A 21,036-nucleotide genomic window follows, 5' to 3' on the forward strand; every position below is an offset into this window, starting at 1 on the left:
CTACCTCGCCTCATTGCGCATCATGAGCGTATAGAACAGCCAGCTCATGAGCAGGATGATCAGGAAGTAGACCAGCGACATCGCCGCCGCCGGCCCGAGGTCGAACTGGCCGAGCGCCGTCTTCACCAGGTCGATCGAGAGGAAGGTGGTCGCGGTGCCGGGACCGCCGCCGGTGAGCACCACGACCTCCGTGTAGATCATGAAGGAATCCATGAACCGCAGCAGGATGGCGATGGTCAGCACGTAGCGGAGTTTCGGCAGCTGGATGTAGCGGAACACCGCCCAAGGCCGCGCGCCGTCGATCTTGGCGGCCTGGTAGTAGGCGTCGGGGATCGAGACCAGCCCCGCGTAGCACAGCAGCACCACCAGCGACGTCCAGTGCCAGACGTCCATCAGGACCACCGTGAACCAGGCCGCCGTGGGATCGCGGGTGTAGTTGTAGTCGAAGCCGAGACCATGCACGATCTCGCTCAGCAGGCCGATGGTCGGCAGCGCCATGATGTTCCACATCGCGCCGACGACGTTCCACGGGATCAGCAGCGGCAGCGCCATCAGCACCAGGCAGACCGACACCCACGGTCCGCGCCGCGGCATCGCCAGCGCGATCGCCAGTCCCAGCGGAACCTCGATCGCCAGGATCAGAAACGTGAAGCCGAGTTGCCGCAGCAGCGCCGAGTGGAAGCGCTCCGACCGCAGCACTTCCTCGAACCAGCGCACCCCGGACCAGAAGAACATGTTGGAGCCGAACGACTCCTGGACCGAGTAGTTGACCACCGTCATGAGCGGGATGACGGCATTGAACGCCACCAGCAGAACGACCGGCAGAACGAACCACCACGCGCGCTGATTGACCGTCTTGTTCATGGTGCTGCCTCCTCCCCGGTGATCAGCCAGCCGTCGCGGTAGACCCAGCTACGCTCCGGCGCGAAGCGCACATGCGCCGTGTCGCTCGGAATCGGCTGGCCCTCGGGGACCAGCATCTTGATCTTGTGACCGTCGTGCTCGGTCTCGACGATGCGGTGCCGGCCCGCATCGAGCGCCTTCACCACCCGGACCGGAATGCCCCCTGCCGCGCCCTGCGGGACAAAGCTGACGAATTCCGGCCTGACACCGAGTTCCAGCCTGCCGCCGTCGCCGCGGTAGTCGCCGGCGTTCACGCTGTCGACCGCCTGGCCGGCGAACACGACCCGACCCCCCGCGATCTCGCACGGCAACACGTTCATCCCGGGCGAGCCGATGAAGTGCCCGACGAACGTATGGTTGGGCCGCTCGAACAGTTCCACCGGGGTGCCGGTCTGAACGATCTGCCCGTCGTTCATCACCACGACCTGGTCGGCGAAGGTCAGCGCCTCGGTCTGATCGTGGGTGACGTAGATCATCGTGACGCGGATGCGCTGGTGCAGCTCCTTGAGCTTGGAGCGCAGCACCCATTTCAGATGCGGGTCGATGACGGTCAACGGCTCGTCGAACATGATGACGTTCACGTCCGAGCGGGCCAGCCCGCGGCCGAGGGAGATCTTCTGCTTGCCGTCCGCGGTCAGGCCGGCCGCGCGATGCCGGAGCATGTCCTCCAGCTCGAGCATCTCGGCGACCTCGCGCACCCGGCGGTCGACCTCGCCGGGCTCGACACCCCGGTTGCGCAGGGGGAAGGCCAGATTGTCGTAGACCGTCATGGTGTCGTAGATCACCGGGAACTGGAACACCTGGGCGATGTTCCGCTCCTCCGGGGAGGCCCCGGTGACGTCCCGACCGTCGAACAGGATCTGTCCCTCCGTCGGTCGCAGCAGGCCCGAGATCACGTTCAGCAGCGTGGTCTTCCCGCAGCCTGACGGACCGAGCAGGGCGTAGGCCCCGCCGTCCGACCAGTCGATCGTCAGGCGCTTCAGCGCCCAGTCGCTTTCGCCGTCCGGCCGCGCGGCATAGCTGTGCCGCAGATCGCGAAGCTGGATCTTGGCCATCATTCGCCTCCTTCGACGCGGCGGTGATCGAGGTCGAAGAACATGGTGTGGCTCATGTCGACGAAGAGCCGGGCCACCGACCCGACCTCGAACGGATGGATGCCGGGCGACTGCGAGACCCAGGTCTGACCGCCGAGATCGAAGTGAACCGCGCTTTCCGACCCGCTGAGCTCGGCGATCAACACCGTGCCTTCGATCGCCGCCGCATCGGGGGTGGCGGGCGACGGCGTGATGTGATGCGGACGGATGCCGATCGTGTAGGCGCCGTCGGGCAGGCCGCGCGCTGCCTGCCCGACCGGCAGCCGGAAGTCGCCGAGCTGGATCTCCGAACCCTGCTTGAGGACCTGGGCCGTGTTGATCGGCGGATCGGAGAACACCCGGGCGGTGATCAGGTCTGCGGGGCGGCGGTAGAGCCCGGCGGTCTCGCCGAACTGGGTCACGGCACCGGCGTGGAGCGTCGCGGTGTTGCCGCCGAACAGCAGGGCCTCACCGGGCTCGGTGGTGGCGTAGACGACGATGCAGTTGCGGTCCGCGAAGAACCGGGGCAGTTCGTCCCTGAGTTCCTCGCGCAGCTTGTAGTCGAGATTGGCGAGCGGCTCGTCGAGCAGGACCAGGTCGGCATCCTTGACCAGCGCGCGAGCGATCGCGGTGCGCTGCTGCTGGCCGCCCGACAGCTCGGCCGGCCGGCGCTTCAGCATCGGGGTGAGGCGCAGGAGCTCGGCGGCGAGCATGACCCGCCGGTCGATCTCAGGGGCTGCCATGCGGGCGACCCGCAGCGGCGACGCGATGTTGTCGTAGACGGTGAAGTTCGGATAGTTGATGAACTGCTGGTAGACCATCGCCACGTTGCGCTTCTGGACCGGAACGCCGGTGACGTTGCGGCCGCGGAACCAGACCTCGCCCGATGTCGGGCGGTCGAGCCCGGCCATCAGCTGCATGAAGGTGGTCTTGCCGGCCAGGGTGGGCCCGAGCAGCGTGTTGAACGACCCTTCCTCGAAAACCAGGCTGGTCTCGTGGATGTAGGTCTCGGCGCCGACGCGCTTGGTGATCCGCTTCAATTCCAGAGACATTGCCCGACCGCCAGCTCCGTGATCGCCTAGTGAACCTGAAGAAGCCCCCCGGGACAGGCGATGACCACGCCTGCCCCGGAGGTATGAGGTCCGTACCGTCGCCTACTGGTTCTCGGTCCAGCGCTTGATCAGCTCGTCATAGGCGATCGTCTCGCCCTTCGGCTTCTCGCTATCGAGCTTTGCCCACGGAGCGTGGTCCTTGCTCAGCCACTTCGACGGGTCGCTCTTCTCGTTCAGGCGAGGTCCACAGCCGTGGTAGACGTTGTTCGACTCGTCCACCGCCTGCATGCGGGCCATGACCTGGTCCATCTGCTCGGCCAGGCGGTCCATCGCCTGCTGCGGGGTGAACGCGCCCGAGTTGACATCGCCGATGTTCTGCCAGAACAGCTGGGCGAGCTTCGGATAGTCGGGCACGTTGACGCCGGTCGGGGTCCAGGCCACGCGGTCCGGCGAGCGGTAGAACTCGATCAGACCGCCGAGGTTCGGCGCCCGCTCGGTGAACGACTTGTGGCGAACCGTGCTGTCGCGCACGAAGGTCAGGCCGACCTGGCTCTTCTTGACGTCGACCGTCTTCGACACCACGAACTGGGCGTACAGCCATGCCGCCTTACGGCGTTCCACCGGCGTGGAGTTGAACAGCGTCCACGAGCCGGCGTCCTGGTAGCCGCGCTGGGAGCCTTCCTTCCAGTACGGGCCATGCGGCGACGGCGCCATCCGCCACAACGGCTTGCCGCTGTCGTCGACGGTGTTGTTGCCCGCGCTCTTGGGCTGGACCATGTTCGCGGTGAACGCCGAGTACCAGAAGATCTGCTGGGCGACGTTGCCCTGCGACAGGGCCGGCAGCGACTGGTAGAAGTCCAGGTCCGCGGCGCCCGGCGGCGCGTACTGCCGCAGCCACTCGTCCCACTTCCTCACGGCATAGACCGCCGCCGGGCTGTTGGCGCCGCCGCCCCGCGCCACCGAGGCGCCGACCGGGTTGCACGAACCCTTCTCCATGCGGATGCCCCACTCGTCGACCGGACGGCCGTTCGGGATCCCGACATCGGCCGCGCCCGCCATCGACAGCCAGGCGTCGGTCATCCGCCAGCCCAGGTCGGGCGCCCGCTTGCCGTAGTCCATGTGGCCATAGACCCGGACGCCGTCGATCTCCTTCACGTCGTTGGTGAAGAAGTCGGCGATGTCCTCGTAGGCCGACCAGTTCACCGGCACACCGAGCTCGTAGCCGTACTTGGCCTTGAACTTGGCCTTGATGTCCGGCCGATCGAACCAGTCCTTGCGGAACCAGTACAGGTTCGCGAACTGCTGGTCCGGCAGCTGCCAGAGCTTGCCGTCCGGACCGGTGGTGAACGACTTGCCCATGAAGTCGTCGAGGTCGAGCATCGGGTTGGTGACGTCCTTGCCCTCGCCGGCCATCCAGTCGGTGAGGTTGATCGCGCTCTGCAGGCGCGAATGCGTTCCGATCAGGTCGGAGTCGTTGACGTAGCCGTCGTAGAGGTTGCGGTTCGTCTGCATCTGCGTCTGAACCGCCTGAACCACCTCGCCCTCGCCGAGGATCTGATGGTTCACCTTGATGCCGGTGATCTCCTCGAAGGCCTTTGTCAGCACCTCCGCTTCGTAGGTGTGCGTCGGGATGCCCTCCGACAGCACGTTGATTTCCATGCCCTTGAATGGTTCCGCCGCCTTGGCGAACCACTGCATCTCCTTCATCTGCTCTTCCTTGGAGAGCGTCGAAGGCTGGAACTCGGAGTCGATCCACTTCTTCGCGGCCACCTCGTCCGCGAAAGCAGTGGGCGCTCCGAACATGGTTAACAGCAGCGCTGCTGCCGGCAATGTCGTTCGAATCGACATGTTCGCTTCCTCCCTGTGTGCGCACTGCTATTGCCGTTACCGGAACGGGGCGCACGTTCTGCGTCCCGGCACCTTGCGCTCCTGGCTGCCGCCTTACGGCCGCAGCGCAGGTAACCGGTTCTGCAGTTCGAGGTCATCGGCGGGGCCCGCCGGAGTCGACGCGGCCAGTCGCGGGGCGGTCCTAGCCGCCGGTCGCCCTCTCCGATGCATCTCGTCCTCCCAGAGTTGCGCCCGCCGTGCGCGCGACCATCCAGTCGTCGAGCCGGCGGATCTCTTCTTGTGTCATTCGCAGTCCGAGCTTGGTCCGGCGCCAGGCCACGTCCTCGGCCCGGCCCGCCCACTCGGTGTCCATCAGGTAGCCGACCTCGGCCTCGGTCGGCCCGGCGCCGAACGAGGCGCCGAGATCGGCGGCGCAGGCGGCATTGCCGACCACGTTCCACACCCGGGTCCCGTAGGCCCGCACCAGCCGGCGCGCCTCGGCGTGGCCGAGACCCGGCAGCCGGGTGCGCAGCGCGCCGACCAGGGCGTCGACGCCGCGCGGGGCGAAGTCGCCGCCCGGCAGCGGGGCGGATGCGGTCCACGACCGGCCGAGCTCGGGGAAGCTGCGGCGCAGATGGTCCATCGCCGCCTCGGCCAGCCGCCGGAAGGTGGTGATCTTGCCGCCGAACACGCTGAGCGCCGGGGCGCCGCCGGCCTCCGACCACTCCAGGACGTAGTCGCGGGTGGCCTCCTGGGCCTTGCTGGCGCCGTCGTCATACAGCGGCCGCACCCCGGAATAGGTCCAAACCACGTCGGCCGGGGTGACCGGCGCCTGGAAATACTCGGAGGTCAGCCGGCAGAGATAGGCGATCTCGTCCTCGCTGATCGCCGCCGCCCCCGGATCGCCCTTGTAGTCCTCGTCGGTGGTGCCGATCAGGGTGAAGGCGCCCTCATAGGGGATCGTGAAGATGATCCGGCCGTCGGAGTTCTGGAAGATGTAGCAACGGTCGTGCTCGTACAGCTTCGGCACCACCACGTGACTGCCCTTGACCAGGCGCACGGCGCTGCCGGAGTTCACCCCGAGGCGGCCGCCCAGCACGTCGGCCACCCACGGCCCGGCGGCATTCACCACCGCCCGCGCCCGCACCGTCCGCTCGCCGTCCGGCCCGCGCAGCCGGGCCACCCAGCCGCCGGCCTCGGTCCGGGCGTCGACCAGGGCGGTCCGGGTCAGGATCGTGGCGCCGCGCTCGTGGGCGTCCAGGGCGTTCAGCACCACCAGCCGGGTGTCCTCGACCCAGCAGTCGGAATACTCGAAGCCTAGGTGGTAGTCCGGCTTCAACGGCGCCCCGACCGGCGACCGGTCGAGGTCGATGACCCGGGTGCCCGGCAGCAGGTCGCGGCCGCCCAGATGGTCGTACAGGAACAGCCCGAGCCGCAGCAGCCAGGCCGGGCGCAGGCCCTGGTGGTGCGGCAGCACGAAACGCAGGGGCCAGATGATGTGCGGGGCGGCGCGCAGCAGCACCTCGCGCTCCTTCAGGGCCTCGCGGACCAGCCGGAACTCGTAGTGCTCGAGATAGCGCAGGCCGCCATGCACCAGCTTGGTGCTCGCCGACGAGGTGGCGGAAGCCAGGTCGCCCTTCTCGGCCAGCACGACCGACAGACCGCGCCCGGCCGCGTCCCGGGCGATGCCGGCACCATTGATGCCGCCCCCGACCACCAGAACGTCAACACTCGCCAATGGCGTGTCCACCTGTCCTCCCGACGCCGGAACCGCGGCCCGCGAAGGTCGGGTTCTCTTTTCGAAACTTCAGCTTCGAAGTCGTACAGGAGCGTCAGAATTTTCGCAAACGAAATTCCCGGGACTCAAACGTCGACGGACACCAGCCGGACATTGTGGTGGCGGAACACCTCAGCGAACGTCTCGGGAACCGGGGAATTGGTGAAAAGCGTATGCATCTGCGAGATATGGCCGAGCCGGACCATCGCCTTGCGGCCGAACTTGGAATTGTCGGCACACAGGAAGACCTTTTCGGAATTGCGCACAATGGACTGGGCGACCCGGACCTCGCGATAGTCGAAATCCAGCAGCGAGCCGTCGTCGGCGATGCCGCTGATTCCAATGACCCCGACGTCGACCCGGAACTGCTGGATCAGGTCGGTCGCCGACTCGCCGACGATGCCGCCGTCGCGGTTGCGCACCACCCCGCCGGCGATGATCACCTCGAACGTCGGGTTGCCGGTCAGGATCTGGGCGACGTTCAGGTTGTTGGTGATCACCCGCAGCCCGGTGTGATCGAGCAGCGCCCGTGCCACCGACTCTGTGGTGGTCCCGATGTTGATGAACAGTGACGAATGATCCGGGATCTCGGTCGCCACCTGAATCCCGATCGCCCGCTTCTCCGCGTCGAACGCCAGGCGCCGGCGGTCGTAGGGCGCGTTCTCGACGCTCGACGACAAACCGGCGCCGCCGTGGTAGCGCTTCAGCTCGCCACGCTCCGCCAGGAAATTGATGTCGCGTCGGATGGTCTGCGGCGTGACCTCGAACATCTGGACCAGTTCGTCGATGGAGGCATAGCCCCGTTCGCCGACGATCTCCCTGATGCGGCCGCGCCGCCGGGTGGCCTTGTCCATGACCTGACCTCGTTTTCTTTTTTCTGGAAAAGGGTAGGCGTTTTCGATTTTCTTTCTCAATCGAAAATCAACGAACGAAACCCGCGCGACGCCGTAATGACGGCCCGGCGGGACGGGACTTTCCAGGGAGGATGGCATGGCGGACACCCAGGCGGTGGTCGCGATCGACCAGGGAACCACCAGCAGCCGGGCCATCGCCTTCCGCCCCGACGGCTCGATCGTGGCCGTCGCCCAGCGCGAGTTCCGGCAGATCTATCCGGCCAGCGGCTGGGTCGAGCACGACCCGGAGGACATCTGGTCGACCACGCTCGCAGTGACCCGCGAGGCGATCGACGGGGCCGCCGCGGCCGGCCTGCGGGTCGCCGCCCTCGGCATCACCAACCAGCGCGAGACCACCATCGTGTGGGATCGCGCAACCGGCCGGGCGATCCACAACGCGATCGTCTGGCAGGACCGGCGGACCGCCGGCGCCTGCGCCCGGCTGCGCGACGACGGCCTCGAGGACCTGGTGACCGACCGCACCGGGCTGCTGCTCGACCCGTACTTCTCCGCCACCAAGGTGGCCTGGATCCTCGACCATGTGGACGGCGCGCGCGACCGGGCGGCCCGCGGCGAGCTGGCCTTCGGAACCGTCGACAGCTTCCTGATGTGGCGGCTGACCGGCGGCCGAGTGCACGTCACCGACGCCACCAACGCGTCGCGCACCAACCTTTGCGGCCTGACGTCGGGCGAGTGGGACGACGAGATGCTGTCGGTGTTCCAGGTGCCGCGCTCGGTGCTGCCGGAGATCCGCGACTGCGCGGCCGACTTCGGCGAGACCGACCCGTCGGTGCTCGGACACCGGCTGCCGGTGCTCGGCATCGCCGGCGACCAGCAGGCCGCCGCCGTCGGCCAGGCCTGCTTCCGGCCGGGCGACATCAAGTCGACCTACGGCACCGGCTGCTTCGTGATCCTGAACACCGGCGACGCGCCGGTACGCTCGAACAACCGCCTGCTCGGCACCCTGTGCTACCGGATCGCCGGCAGGAGCACCTATGCCCTGGAGGGCGCGATCTTCGTGTCGGGCGCGGTCGTCCAGTGGCTGCGCGACGGCCTCGGCATCATCGAGAAGGCGGCCGAGACCGAGGCCCTGGCACGCTCGGTCGAGGACACCGGCGGGGTCTACCTGGTGCCGGCCTTCACCGGGCTCGGCGCGCCGTTCTGGGACCCCGAGGCGCGCGGCGCCATGTTCGGCCTGAGCCGCGACACCGGCCGCGCGCATCTGGCGCGCGCCGCGCTGGAGGCGGTCGCCTACCAGACCCGCGACCTGTTCCGGGCGATGGCCGAGGACGGGATGAAGCCGGGCACGCTTCGGGTCGACGGCGGCATGGCGGCGAACGACTGGCTGATGCAGTTCCTGGCCGACGTCCTGGCGATCCCGGTCGAGCGCCCGACGGTGACCGAGACCACCGCGCTCGGGGCGGCCGCCCTGGCGGCGCTGCAGGCCGGCATCTACGGCTCGCTCGACGATGTCGCCGCGTCCTGGGCGCTCGACCGCCGATTCGAGCCGGCGATGCCGCCGGCCACCCGCCGACGGCTGCTGTCCGGCTGGGACGCGGCGGTCGCCCGGACCCGCATCCGGATCGGCTGACGGCCGCACCAGGCTACACCACCGGGCAGGCCCCGCCGTCGACGTTGATCGCGGTGCCGGTGACGTAGCCGCCGAGATCGGAGGCCAGCAGGCAGGCGACCGCGGAGAACTCCTCGGCCTCGCCGACCCGGCGCATCGGGATCGCCTTGCCCATCTCGGCGTAGTAGTCGTCCAGGGTGGCGTTGGACCCCTCGGCCGCCGCGGCCGCATGGCGGCGGACCCACTGGTCGCTCTTGATGCGGCCGACCAGCAGCGCGTTGACCAGCACGTTGTGCGGCGCCAGCTCGCCGGCCAGCACCTTGGTCAGCGCCATGCCGGCGGCGCGGCTGACGGCGGTCGGCGCGCCCTCGGCCGGCGGCGCCTTGGCGCCGGTGTTCAGCACGTTGATGATCCGGCCCCAGCGCCGCTCGATCATCCCCGGCGCCAGCAGGCGCGCCAGGCGGATCGCCCCGAACAGCTTGAGATCCAGGTCGGCCTGCCAGGTGGCGTCGTCGATGTCGAGGAAGCGCGAGCGCTTCGAGGTGCCGGCGTTGTTGACCAGGATGTCGATCGGGCCGGCCGCTGCCTCGGCCTCGCGCACCAGGCGCACGCAGCCGGCCGCATCGGCAACGTCGGCCGCCACCGCGAACGGCGCCGTGCCGGCGACCGCCGCGATCTCGGCGCGGGCCCCCTCCAGCACCTCGGCCCGGCGCGCGGCGATCACCACCCGCGCCCCGGCCTCCACGAAGCGTGTCGCGATCGCCCGCCCGACCCCGAGGCTGCCGCCGGTGATCAGCGCCGTGCGCCCGTCCAGACGAACCTGCATGCCATCCTCCCCTTGCGCTCTCCGATGACGCGCTGCCGCGAGAACCGCGGCGCACGGGAAGGGTCATATCACTCTTTCGGGGGATTTTCTCCGGGCTGCCCGGCCGTGTCGTCGCGGCCGTCGCGTTCGCGGCGAGCCCGGTCGAGCATGACGCGAATCCGAGGCGGAACCGGCCGGGCCTCGATTTCCGCCGCCCATTGCTTCAGCGCCGCCTTCTGGCGGCGCAGGTCTTCCAGGGCGTTGCTCAGTTCGGGATCGTACCTCACCGCCCGCTCGACCATGGCGGAGGCGATGTCGTCGAGGGCGCCGTCGAGGTAGGCGGACAGCAGTTCCCAACTGTGGAAGTCCAGTTCGTCACCCATGGCGCCTCCCCACGCGAACCGCCCGACAGTACAGGGAAGTGTCGATCTTGGGGAGAACGCCTTGGGGCGCCGCCCGGTTCCCGGACCAGGGGGGGGGAACGACGGGGATGGACCGGTCTCGAAAACCGGGCGGCTACCGGTTCAGGAGGTGCCGAGGCCGAAGACGATCGGCCGGGTCGGCGTGACGGGGAGTCGGACGCGCGCCAGCGCGACATCGCCCTCGCCTTCCTGAATTCGACGCAGCTTGGCGCGAACGCGGGAGACCCTGGACTTCACGGTCCCGACCTCGACTTCCAAGATCTGCGCAATGGTGTCGTACGGCAGTTCCTCGACCGTCGCCATGACGAGCAGCGTCCGCTCGTCGGCGCTCAGGGAGGCGAACGCGCGGGCGAACTCCCGGGTCTCGACCCGGGCGACCTGCCCGCCGGGCATACCCTCGCCGGTGTCGGCGGCGTCCAGGCGGCGTTCCTCGGCATGGTCCCGCACGCGCTGCCGGCGACGGCATTCGGTGTAGAACCGGTTCCGCATGATGGTGAACAGCCAAGCCTTCAGGTTGGTCCCGGCCTCGAACTGGTGGGACCGGGTCAGCGCCCGCTCCATGGTGTCCTGCAGCAGGTCGTCGGCGTCCGCAGGATTGCGGGCCAGTGAATGGGCAAACCGCCGAAGCGTCGGTATCAACTGTTCGACCGCGTCCACGAACTCGCCTTGCATGATCTGCCTCCGCGTCGATGACCAGTGAAGAATTAATGATCCGCGGCAGACGATCAATCCCTACTTCATCACCCCTTCAACTTGTCACAGACAAAGGCAGGAGGCACAAAAATGACACAAGAATATCTCTTCTAGAACACAAGGCATCACTGAACGAGTATTTCCAGGAACCCAAGAGCGGCGATTGTGACAGGAACGGGACGCGCCGGTCAGGCCGGGCCGGCGAGCGGCAGGACGATTTCGACGCCGAGCCCCCCGGTCGCGCGGTTCTCGACCCTGATGGTACCGTTCATCGCCTCGACATTGCGCCGGACGATCCACAGGCCCATGCCGAAATTCTCCTCGACCGCGGGCTCCGTGCCGGCCACCGGGCTCGGGCGGCTGGTGTAGCCCTTCTCGAAGATCCGGTCGACGCGGTCGGGCGCGACCCCCGGCCCCTGATCGAGCACCGACAGGACCGCACCCCGGCGTTCCGCCCGGACCATGACCCGGACCGTTCCGCCGGGCGGCGAGAAGCCGATGGCGTTGTCGATCAGGTTCTCGACGATGGTTTCGATCGCCTCGTCGCCCCCGAGCACCGTGACCCCGGGATCGACATGCGCCTCGAGATGGACGTCGGCGGCCTCCGACGGCCCCCGCATCTCCTCCACCAGCCCGGAGACCACCCGCCCCAGGTCGAGAACCTGGTTCGGCGGATCGGCCATCAGCGCCGCAGTCTCGATCGCCCGCCGGGCCTCGACCACGAGCTGCCCGAGACGGGCACAGCACTGGTCGATGATCTCGATCGCCCGCCGCCCGCGCCGGTCGTCCGCCGGAATCACCGCGCGCAGCGGCTCCAGCGACTGGCGGATCGCGCCGATCGGGGTCTTCAGGGCGTGGGCGCTTTCCTCGGCGGTCTCGCGGATCGACGCCGCACTGAGCCGCAACCGGTCGACCATGGCATCGAACTGCTGGGCGACGCCGGTCAGTTCGGGAACCTCGTTCAGCTTCGCGAACCGGCGGTCGCCCTCGCGCCCCATGCTGATCGAGCGGGCCAGGCGCTCGAAGCGCGCGAGGTTGCGCGACACCGAGAACAGGATCAGCAGGATGACCACCGCCAGCGCCAGGTAGAGGCCGAGCGCGAGGACGATCTCCGGGCGCTGCCAGTACGGCGTCGAGACCGTCCGGGCCAGCGCCTCGGAGGCCGTCAGCCTGGTCACCAGGGCCCAGCAGCCGGCCGCGGACTGGACCGGGGTCACCGCGACCACCCCGCGGGTGTCGTAGCTGTCGCCGTCGACCGAGCGCCCGATCGCCTCGGTGGCGTCGCAGGACCGCCACGCCGTCTCCAGCAGCCGCGACTGGATCAGGAACGCGCGCTCGGCCTGCATGGAGTCCGCCTGCACCGGCGGCACCGCGGCGACCAGCAGAAAGGAATCGATGGCGGCCTCCTGCGGTCGGAACAGCAGGCGCAACTCGACCTGGGCGCCGGCCAGCGCCGCCATCCGATCGCCGACCTTGGTCACCGCCGTCGGATCGCCGGTCTCGAGGATCGGGCGCAACGCCTCGGCGATCGCCCGGCCCTGATTGGCGACCCCGTCCAGCAGGAGCGCGGTCCGCTCCTCGTCGGCGACCCGGAACTGCTGGTAGACTACGGCCGGGACCGCCGCGAACAGGACCGCGACAAGGGCCAGCTTGGCCGCTATCGGCCGCAACGGGCTCGGCCTGCTCACGGGATCCCGAATGCCGGGAGGAACCTCATGCGCTGCTGCCCTCCCCGTTTCTCAACGCCCGCCAGCGATAGCCGAAGCCCGGATAGTTCTCGATCTCGGAGAACGCCGGGTCCATGTCCTCGAACTTGCGCCGGATCCGCTTGATGAAGCCCCGGACATTGGCGCGGTAGCCGTCGCCGGCAGCGCCGGCGTGGAACCCGTCGCCATGCACCAGGTCGTAGATGTCGCGGTACCGCATGTCGCGGCCGGCCGAGGCCGCCAGGGCGTGCACGATCTGGAACTCGGTCAGGGTCAGCGGGACCAGGCGGTCGCACCAGTAGGCACGGCCGACATCCGGGTCCAGCGTGAGCTGGCCGATCCGCGCCGTGCCCGCCGGGCCGTTCTCCGTCGCCATGTCGCCCGCCGGCTCTGCCTCCTTCGGCGTGCGCCTTCCGGCCAGCACGGTGCGGACCCGGTGCAGCAGGATCGAGAAGCTCCGCGACTTGTCGACGAAGTCGAGCGCCCCGGTCGCGAGCGCCGCCTCCTCGTAGATCTGGTCGGTCAGGCTGGTCAGGAAGATCACCGGGATGTCGCCGCCCATCCGGCGCATCTCGCGCAGCGTGTCGAGCCCGCTGAACTGTCCCATCTTCCAGTCGAGCAGGATCAGGTCTGCGGTCGCGCCGCCGCGCAGGTGCTCCAGCAGCGCCTCGCCGCTCGGCAGTCCCTCGACCTCGAAATCCTGGTCCTCAAGGTTGAGCGACAGGGTTTCCCGGATGATCGGATCGTCGTCGACGACCATGATGCGGACATTGTCGGTCATGCGGCGGTGCTCACTGCGGCTTCGACATGCGGCGCGCGAGATCGCGGCGACAGCGGTCGCGTTCTGGTTCGGCCAAGGTATCGGGCATCAGGGCGGTGCCCAGGACAGCCATGTTTCCGACATCGACGCTGGGGTACAGGAATACCTCGACCTGGCAGCCGCCGTGCCGGTAGACCCACACCTTGCCCGGCTGCTGCTCGCGGACATTGTCCGGCATCCCGAGCGTCGAGACGACGGTCGACTCGGTCGCGCCCCCGAGTTGGCCGAGGTCGAACGGCGGCGACGGCCGCTCCGGGCGCGGAACCGGCACCGGCGCCGCCGGACGGGCCTTGTTCTCGCCCGGCCTCGGGGTCGGCACGGGCAGGGCCGAAGTCGGCGGCACGGACGGGTCCGCGGACCGATCCGACGGCCCGGCCGTCGAGCAGGCGGCCACGGTCAGCAGCAGGGTCAGGACAAGCAGTACGCGCATCGCCATCTCTTCCCCCGGCCGCGAACCTGAGTCAACGACCGGGCAGAGCGCGCGCGACCCCTCGCCCCTTGCAAATGGCCGATCCGACCGGTTTCATGGCGCCCTCGGAAGCGCCGGAGATCCCCCATGTCGTCCACCCGTCCCCTGTTGTTCGAGCCCCTGACGATCGCCGGGCTGACTCTGCCCAATCGGATCGCGATCTCTCCGATGGACCAGTACTCGGCGATCGACGGCATACCCACGACCTATCATCTGGTGCACTACGGCAAATTCGCCATGGGCGGCGCCGGTTCGGTGTTCGTCGAGGCCACCGGCATCTCCGAGGTAGGTCGGATCACCAACGGCTGCCCCGGATTGTATAACGCCGATCAAGTGGCGGCGTTCCGACCGATTACCGATTTCATCAAGCAGCAGCGTTCGGTGCCGGCCGTGCAGATCGGCCATGGCGGGCGCAAGGCCAGCACCCAGCGCCCGTGGGAAGGCGGCGGCCCGGTCTCCGAGGCCGAGATCGCCCGCGGCGACCGGCTGTGGAAGCCGCTCGGCCCGTCGGAGAACGCCCTGGCCGAAGGCTGGCTGCTGCCGAAGATGATGGACGACGCCGATCTGAGGAAGACCCGGCAGGATTTTGCCGATGCCGCCGGCCGGGCCCTGGAGGCCGGCTTCGAGATCGTCGAGATCCACATGGCGCACGGCTACCTGCTGCAGTCGTTCCTGTCGCCGCTGTCCAACAGGCGCAACGACGGCTACGGCGGCGACCGGGCCGGCCGCATGCGGTTCCCGCTGGAGGTCGCCGAGGCGGTGCGCGCGGCATGGCCGAAGGACAAGCCGCTGTTCGTGCGGATCTCCTCGGTCGACGGCATCGACGGCGGCTGGGAACTGGACGACAGCGTGGCGCTGGCGCACGAGTTGAAGGCCCGCGGCGTCGACGTGATCGACTGCTCGTCCGGCGGCAACAGCCCGAAGGGCGCGACCAACGCCAACCTGACCCGCGGCCCCGGCTTCCAGGTGCCGTTCGCCGAGCGCATCAAGCGCGAGGTCGGGATCAGGACCATGGCGGTAGGCCTGATCCGCGAGCCCGACCTGGCGGAGCAGATCCTGCAGGACGGCCGGGCCGACCTGATCGCGGTCGGCCGGCAGGCCCTGGTCGACCCGTTCTGGGCGCTGCACGCCGCCCAGCATTTCGACATCGACCCGGACTTCGAGAAGTGGCCGCACCAGTACGCCTGGTGGCTGGAGAAGTGGGACAAGGGCCTGCGCCGCTCGCGCGAGCAGGCAGCCGAGTAGCGGGGACGGACGCCCGTCGCTCCGTGGGTTCCGGATGCGTTCCGCCTGCGGCGGCCCGCTCCGGACTAACGGAGAAGAATGATGCCGTCATTCCGGGCAAGCGCAGGGCGACCCGGAACCTACGGTGCGACGGGCGTTCCCCTCACCCCGCGGCGATCGCGTCCAGGAAGCGCCGGCCGAACTTCTCCAGCTTGGCGGCGCCGACGCCATGGACGCTGGACAGCTTGTCCAGGCTGTCGGGCCGGCGCTCGGCCAACTCGATCAGGGTGCGGTCGTGGAACACCGTGTAGGCCGGCACGCCGAGTTCCTGGGCGATCGCCAGGCGCAGCGACTTCAGCCGCGACAGCAGAGGGGCGTTCTCCGGCGATGCTGTCGCCGCGGCCGAGTCGCCGCCGCCGCGCCTGCGCTTCAGCTTTCCGGCCGACGGGCGGCGCAGGCCCACCGTCTCCTCGCCCTTCAGCACCGCCCGGCCGCGCGGGCCGAGCCTGAGCGCGCCGTAGCCGGCGGTGTCGATGTCGACGACGCCGGTCGCCACCAGCTGGCGGACCACCGAGCGCCAGCCGTTCTTGTCGAACTCGGTCCCGACCCCGAAGGTCGGCAGCGCGTCGTGCCCGTACTGGGTGATCGCGTCATTGAGGTGGCCGGTCAGCACGTCGATCACGTGGCCGGCCCCGTAGCGCGAGCCGGTGCGCAGGATCGCCGACAGCACCTTCTGGGCCGGCACCGTGCCGTCCAGCACCTCCGGCGGCTCCAGGCAGACGTCGCAGTTGCCGCAGGGCTTGTCGAGCTCCTCGCCGAAGGTCCTGAGCAGCGCCCGGCGCCGGCACTCGGTGGTCTCGCACACGCCGAGCAGGGCGTTCAGGCGCTGGTGCTCGACCCGGCGCTGCTCCTCCGGCGCCTCGGACTGGTCGATGAAGCGGCGGCGCTGGCTGATGTCGGCGAGGCCGTAAAGCATGGTCACCGTCGACGGCAGGCCGTCGCGGCCGGCGCGGCCGATCTCCTGGTAGTAGGCCTCGACCGAGCTCGGCAGGTCGACATGGACGACGAACCGCACGTCCGGCTTGTCGATGCCCATGCCGAAAGCGATGGTCGCCACCATCACGATGCCGTCCTCGCTGACGAAGCGGTCCTGGTTGGCGGCGCGGACCTCGGCCGGCATGCCGGCGTGGTAGGGCAGCGCGTTGTAGCCGTGCCGGACAAGGTCGGCGGCGGTCTCCTCGACCGACTTGCGCGACAGCCGGTAGACGATGCCGCTCTGCCCGCGGTTGTCGTCCAGGATCGCCAGGACCTGGCGCAACGGATCGCGCTTCTCGGCGATCCGGATGGTCAGGTTCGGCCGGTCGAAGCCGAACACGAACTCGGCGGCGTCGCCGCCGCACAGGATCTCGACGATGTCGCGCCGGGTCGGGGCGTCGGCGGTCGCCGTGAACGCCGCCACCGGCACGCCGGGGAACCGCGCCCGCAGCTTCGGCAGCGCCAAGTACTCCGGCCGGAAGGCGTGGCCCCAGCGGCTGATGCAGTGCGCCTCGTCGACCACGATGCGCGACAGCCGGACCCGGGACAGGCCCTCCATCACGCCATCCAGCATCAGGCGCTCGGGCGCGGCGTACAGCAGCCGCAGCTGGCCGGTGGTGGCGTCGCGCCAGGTGGCGGCGTTGTCCTCGCGGCTGTGTCCGGAATGCAGGGAGCCCGCCGCCACGCCCTGCAGGCGCAGGGCCCGCACCTGGTCGTCCATCAGGGCGATCAGCGGCGAGACCACCACCGTCAGGCCGTCCTCGATCACCGCCGGCAGCTGGAAGCACAGCGACTTGCCGGCGCCGGTCGGCATCACCGCCAGGGTGTCGCGCCCGGACAGCACGCTGGCGACCACATCCTCCTGGCCGGGCCGGAAGTCGTGGAACCCGAACACGTCGGCGAGCGCCGCGCGGGCGACGGCGAGCGGGTCGGGCAACGGGCCGGTGGGGGGCGGGTCGACGGGATCCGGGAGAGACATGCCCCGTGGATAGCACCGCCGCCGGGCCGGGTCACCCGGTCAGCGACGCCGCCTGCTAGAGCGCGCGCAGCATCAGCAGGATGCGGTCATCGTGGGGATGGCTGGGATGCGGCTCGATCCGGCGCGAATCGAGGACCCGGAAGCCGTTCCGCTCGTACAGCCGGACCGCGCCGATGTTCCGGCTGAAGGTCTGGGCCGACAGCTGGGTGCATCCCAGTGCGGTGGCGCGGCTGGCGGCGGCCTGCAGCAGCCGCGTGCCGATGCCGTAGTCGCGGTAGCCGTCGAACACCGCGAGCACGTTGATGTAGAAGCTGCCCGTCACCTGCCGCTCGAGCTCGGCAATCGGGCGCAGCAGGGCCGGCAGGTCGCCCAGGTTCGCGACCGCCCCCGGCGACGACCGGTCCAGCCAGTAGCCCAGCATCATGCCGGCGACCTGGCCTGCCTGCTCGGCCAGCACGGCGTTGCGGTAGGAGAAGGTGGTGTCCGGCCGGGCCACCCGCGCGGCCCCGACCGCCAGCGGATCCTCGCCGTCCTGCGCCATCCGGCTCCACAGCCAGGTCGGGATCCCGCCGCCGGCGATGGCGATCAGCCGGGCGATCTCGGGAGCGTCCGCGGCCGTGGCGCAGCGCATGCGGACCTGGTTCGCGAGCGCCATCGGGGACTCTGGGGAGGACGGGTGATCAGGCGCCGTCGGCAAGCGCTGCGCGGTCGACATAACCACGGCATTCACCTCGACATACTTGGACTGGGCGGTCCGTATATGTTCACAAACGAACATCGTCAACCAAATTTAAACCATCCGGTCGGTATAAAAACGTTGTCCCGGCTCACATGCTGCGGCAGGATTCCAGCTAACATGTTGACAGGAGTGGATTTGTGGCGCGCAACGGTGACAAGACCCGCAAGGCGATCATGGACGCCGCCGAGACCCTGATCATGGAACGGGGCTACTCGGCGACGTCGGTCGACCAGATCTTTCCGCGCGCCGGCATCACCAAAGGAACTTTCTTCTATCATTTTCCGACCAAGACCGACCTGGCGCATGCCCTGGCAGAGCGCTACGCCCGCCGCGACATCCGGCAGCTGACCGACAAGATGGCGGCGGCGGAAGCGCTGAGCGACGACCCGGCTCGCCAGCTCCTGCTGTTCCTCGAGCAGTTCGCCGAGATCGCCGAGGAGTGGACCGTGCCCTATCCGGGCTGCCTGTTCGCGTCGTTCTGCTACGAGGCCGGGCTGTTCGAGGAGCGCACCATGGCGGTGATGCGCGAATCGATCCTGACCTGGCGCGGCCAGATCGCCGCCAAGCTGCGCGAAGCCGCCGGCCGGACCCCGCCACGTCTGGCGTTCGACGCCGACAGCCTGGCCGACGCGGTCACCGTGGTGTTCGAGGGCGCCTTCATCCTGTCGCGTACCCTGGACGACGCCAGGATCGTCTCCCAGCAGCTGCGCCATCTGCAGACCTACCTGCGCCTGCAGTTCGGCCTGGAGCAGGCCGAGGTGCGGACGGCGGCGTGAGCGGTGGCGGGTGGCTTCCGGAGTCGGGCGCGAGGGCGCCCGGCTCCGGGCCCCACGACGCGACAGGCACTCTCGTCACCCTCCCGCGAACCGCCGCACCACGTTCTCCAGGATCCGCGACACCGGGTTGGCGTAGCCGTTGTGCGCCAGGCTGCCGCAGAAGGTGATCGAGCCGACGCTGAACAGCGCGCCGCCGGACGGCAGGTCGGCGTAGATCATGTCGGCCCGCACCAGCCGGTCGCGGGTGCCGCCGTGCAGGGTGTTGACGTGGCTCAGCAGGTCCTCGAACACCGGGATGAAGCTCGGGCCGTGGCCCTCCGACGACGCCAGCACCACGGTCCCCGGCGGGGTGCCGAGCGCCGCTTCCGCGCGGTCGAGCTCGAAGCCGGCCGCACCGCCGCCCGACAGGCCGAAGTCGCCGATGATCTCCTCCGGCACGCCCGCGAAGATCCACGAGACCTGCGGGTCGTCGGCGGCCGGCAGGCGGCGGTACCAGCTGCCCTCGAACAGGCCCTGGGACGAGAAGCCCACGCCGGCCAGGCGCTGGGGCGGCCGGCCGTTGCGCCGCCACAGTCCGCCGAGGCCGCCGTCGAGCTGCTGGTAGTACTCGCCGGTCTCGGCCGCCCAGGCGCGGATGCCGGTCTCGGCGCGGCGCACCTCGATGACCCCCGGCAGGTCGGGATTGCGGGCGATCCGCCAGTAGAAGCCGTTGCCGCCGAGATAGCACAGCCGGCCACCGGCGGCAGTGTAGCCCTCCAGCGCGTCGAGCGTGCCGGGCGTGTGGTACTCCGGGTGCGAGCCGGTCAGCACCGCCGCGTAGGGTTTCAGCACCTCGGCGCCGCCCTCGTCGATGTCCTCGTCGGTCAGCACGTCGTAGGCGATGCCCTTGGCCTCCAGCCAGTCGGTCACGTGGCTGTCGGCCGGGAAGTGCCGGAGGCCGGAGCCGCGCGGGTCGTTGAAGGTCAGGTATCCCGGCCGCATGGTCAGGATCGGCCGCAGCCGCGACGACAGCGCGACCCCGGAATCGTCCGGATGCCGGTTGTAGGTCGAGTGCGCGTAGTCGGAATGGTCGTCGGTGTTGTGCGGATAGGCACCCCAGTCGGCGATCCGCTTCCGGAACGCCTCGTCCAGATTGCCGCGCCGATGGTTGGCGTAGGCCTGGAAAGTGTAGGTCGATCCGATGAACAGCACTTTGGCGGTCGGCCTGCCGGGCGCCGGGATCACGTAGAACGGGATGATGTCCTCGTGGCCCGCACAGCGCAGCCGGGCGCCGTAGATGCCGCTCTTCATGCCGTCCGGGACCGTGAAGCTGAAGCCGGTCTCCCAGCCGCAGTCGTACAGGTCGTCGCTGTGGAAATGCACGGCTGCGTACTCGTCCGGCGCATGCCGCCAGCACATCTCGTTGCCGGTCCAGCGCGAGCCGGTGACGGCGCGGGTCGGCAGGTTCACCAGCACGCCGTGATGGCCACCCGGGCCGAGATCCTCGACCCGGACCCCGTCGATGCCGCGGCCCAGGTCCCAGGCCGCCAGCACCGTGCCGCCGGGGGCACCGGCGGCGTCGAGGGTGCCGGCCACCAGCATCGGCGCCTCCAGCTTGCCGTCGTAGTGGCGCGCAACGGGCCCGTCCGCGCCCGGGGCCGCCGCCAGCATCACGCCGCCGCCCGGCGGCTCGGGCAGCCGCAACGTCGCGGTCGCCTCGGCCGGCTTCAGGCCCAGGCGCGCGGCGTCGAGCGGAGTCTGCGATACCCGGACCGTGCCGGCCCGGCGATCGACGGTCGCCGCGATCCGATACCAGCTGCGGGCCGCCAGGGGCACCCCGGTCGCCAGGGCGCCGGTGCCGTTGCCCGCGACCCGCAGCGTCGCCCCCATCGGCCCGACCTCCAGCCCGACGCCGGCCGCGCCGTCGGGATCGCCGACCGTCAGCACCGCCTGCGGACCGCGGCCCGGCAGGGTCGGCCATATGATCGCCGAGAGCGTCAGCACCGGCACGTCGGTCAACGCCGCCGGGGTGTCGATCCGGCCGTAGGAGCCGAGATGCACCGGCTGGAACCGCGAAGGGAAGCGGCCGCCGAACGGGATGTCCACCGGCAGGATCTTCATGCCCGGCCCGGCCGGGTTCGGGTCGGCGCAGCGGATCCGCACCAGGTCGGCGGTATAGTCCTCGCCGAGCGTGCTGCTGACCTTGAAGGCCAGCGTGCCGCTCGGCGCAGCGGAGAACCGGTCGACATATCCCGTAAGCGCCAGCATGCCTGCCCCCGTTGCCAATCCACGGC

General features: G+C 69.5%; 18 protein-coding genes. 3 read left to right on the forward strand and 15 right to left on the reverse strand.

Annotation, left to right across the window (positions count from 1 at the left end):
* From RIC31_RS21975 to RIC31_RS22000, 6 genes are all read right to left on the reverse strand, one after another.
* Positions 1-864, reverse strand: a complete 864-nt coding sequence (locus tag RIC31_RS21975) for a carbohydrate ABC transporter permease (RefSeq protein ID WP_350112953.1) — start codon at positions 862-864, stop codon at positions 1-3.
* Positions 861-1,958: an ABC transporter ATP-binding protein gene (locus RIC31_RS21980; protein WP_350112956.1), complete on the reverse strand. Its 1,098-nt coding sequence runs from the start codon at positions 1,956-1,958 to the stop codon at positions 861-863. Before RIC31_RS21980 ends, RIC31_RS21975 begins: the two co-directional genes overlap by 4 nt.
* The gene (locus RIC31_RS21985; RefSeq protein WP_350112958.1) at positions 1,958-3,028 is read right to left on the reverse strand and encodes an ABC transporter ATP-binding protein; all 1,071 of its coding nucleotides are present in this window, start codon (positions 3,026-3,028) and stop codon (positions 1,958-1,960) included. The genes RIC31_RS21980 and RIC31_RS21985 overlap by 1 nt, the downstream gene beginning before the upstream one ends.
* Before the next feature lie 102 nt (positions 3,029-3,130).
* Positions 3,131-4,876: an ABC transporter substrate-binding protein gene (locus tag RIC31_RS21990; protein WP_350112961.1), complete on the reverse strand. Its 1,746-nt coding sequence runs from the start codon at positions 4,874-4,876 to the stop codon at positions 3,131-3,133.
* Positions 4,877-5,057: 181 nt separating this feature from the next.
* On the reverse strand, positions 5,058-6,593 hold the full coding sequence (gene glpD / locus RIC31_RS21995; protein ID WP_350112964.1) for a glycerol-3-phosphate dehydrogenase: 1,536 nt from the start codon (positions 6,591-6,593) through the stop codon (positions 5,058-5,060).
* A gap of 125 nt (positions 6,594-6,718) precedes the next feature.
* Positions 6,719-7,681: a DeoR/GlpR family DNA-binding transcription regulator gene (locus RIC31_RS22000; protein WP_502990142.1), complete on the reverse strand. Its 963-nt coding sequence runs from the start codon at positions 7,679-7,681 to the stop codon at positions 6,719-6,721.
* Here RIC31_RS22000 and glpK point away from each other — a divergent pair.
* On the forward strand, positions 7,623-9,116 hold the full coding sequence (glpK, locus tag RIC31_RS22005; RefSeq protein ID WP_350112967.1) for a glycerol kinase GlpK: 1,494 nt from the start codon (positions 7,623-7,625) through the stop codon (positions 9,114-9,116). The two genes, RIC31_RS22000 and glpK, sit on opposite strands and share 59 nt — an antisense overlap.
* Before the next feature lie 13 nt (positions 9,117-9,129).
* Here the strand turns inward: glpK and RIC31_RS22010 are convergent, their stop codons facing one another.
* The 6 genes from RIC31_RS22010 to RIC31_RS22035 all read right to left on the reverse strand — a co-directional run bounded on the left by RIC31_RS22010 (position 9,130) and on the right by RIC31_RS22035 (position 13,971).
* Entirely contained in the window at positions 9,130-9,921 is a 792-nt protein-coding gene (locus RIC31_RS22010; protein WP_350112970.1) for an SDR family oxidoreductase, read from the reverse strand.
* A gap of 68 nt (positions 9,922-9,989) precedes the next feature.
* Positions 9,990-10,283 carry an anti-sigma factor family protein gene (locus tag RIC31_RS22015; RefSeq protein ID WP_350112973.1) on the reverse strand — a complete coding sequence of 98 codons (294 nt, stop codon included), beginning with the start codon at positions 10,281-10,283 and terminating at the stop codon, positions 9,990-9,992.
* 141 nt (positions 10,284-10,424) lie between these two features.
* Positions 10,425-10,979, reverse strand: a complete 555-nt coding sequence (locus RIC31_RS22020; protein ID WP_350112976.1) for an RNA polymerase sigma factor — start codon at positions 10,977-10,979, stop codon at positions 10,425-10,427.
* A gap of 224 nt (positions 10,980-11,203) precedes the next feature.
* On the reverse strand, positions 11,204-12,703 hold the full coding sequence (locus RIC31_RS22025; RefSeq protein ID WP_350112979.1) for a sensor histidine kinase: 1,500 nt from the start codon (positions 12,701-12,703) through the stop codon (positions 11,204-11,206).
* Between the two features lie 25 nt (positions 12,704-12,728).
* Entirely contained in the window at positions 12,729-13,502 is a 774-nt protein-coding gene (locus tag RIC31_RS22030; RefSeq protein WP_350112982.1) for a response regulator transcription factor, read from the reverse strand.
* A gap of 10 nt (positions 13,503-13,512) precedes the next feature.
* Entirely contained in the window at positions 13,513-13,971 is a 459-nt protein-coding gene (locus tag RIC31_RS22035) for a hypothetical protein (protein WP_350112985.1), read from the reverse strand.
* Positions 13,972-14,097: 126 nt separating this feature from the next.
* Between RIC31_RS22035 and RIC31_RS22040 the strand changes: the two genes are divergently transcribed.
* A complete protein-coding gene (locus RIC31_RS22040; protein WP_350112988.1) occupies positions 14,098-15,255 on the forward strand; it encodes an NADH:flavin oxidoreductase/NADH oxidase in 1,158 nt (385 codons plus the stop codon).
* A gap of 142 nt (positions 15,256-15,397) precedes the next feature.
* Here the strand turns inward: RIC31_RS22040 and recQ are convergent, their stop codons facing one another.
* Both recQ and RIC31_RS22050 read right to left on the reverse strand, forming a co-directional pair.
* The gene (recQ, locus tag RIC31_RS22045) at positions 15,398-17,206 is read right to left on the reverse strand and encodes a DNA helicase RecQ (RefSeq protein ID WP_350112991.1); all 1,809 of its coding nucleotides are present in this window, start codon (positions 17,204-17,206) and stop codon (positions 15,398-15,400) included.
* Positions 17,207-17,303: 97 nt separating this feature from the next.
* Positions 17,304-17,903: a GNAT family N-acetyltransferase gene (locus tag RIC31_RS22050; protein ID WP_350112994.1), complete on the reverse strand. Its 600-nt coding sequence runs from the start codon at positions 17,901-17,903 to the stop codon at positions 17,304-17,306.
* Positions 17,904-18,124: 221 nt separating this feature from the next.
* On the opposite strand from RIC31_RS22050, the gene RIC31_RS22055 reads away from it, so the two are divergent.
* Entirely contained in the window at positions 18,125-18,763 is a 639-nt protein-coding gene (locus tag RIC31_RS22055) for a TetR/AcrR family transcriptional regulator (RefSeq protein WP_350112997.1), read from the forward strand.
* Between the two features lie 75 nt (positions 18,764-18,838).
* Here the strand turns inward: RIC31_RS22055 and RIC31_RS22060 are convergent, their stop codons facing one another.
* Positions 18,839-21,010: a N,N-dimethylformamidase beta subunit family domain-containing protein gene (locus tag RIC31_RS22060; RefSeq protein WP_350113000.1), complete on the reverse strand. Its 2,172-nt coding sequence runs from the start codon at positions 21,008-21,010 to the stop codon at positions 18,839-18,841.
* Positions 21,011-21,036: the final 26 nt, after the last annotated feature.

The organism is Thalassobaculum sp. (genome assembly GCF_040219615.1).
Taxonomy (GTDB): domain Bacteria; phylum Pseudomonadota; class Alphaproteobacteria; order Thalassobaculales; family Thalassobaculaceae; genus Thalassobaculum_A.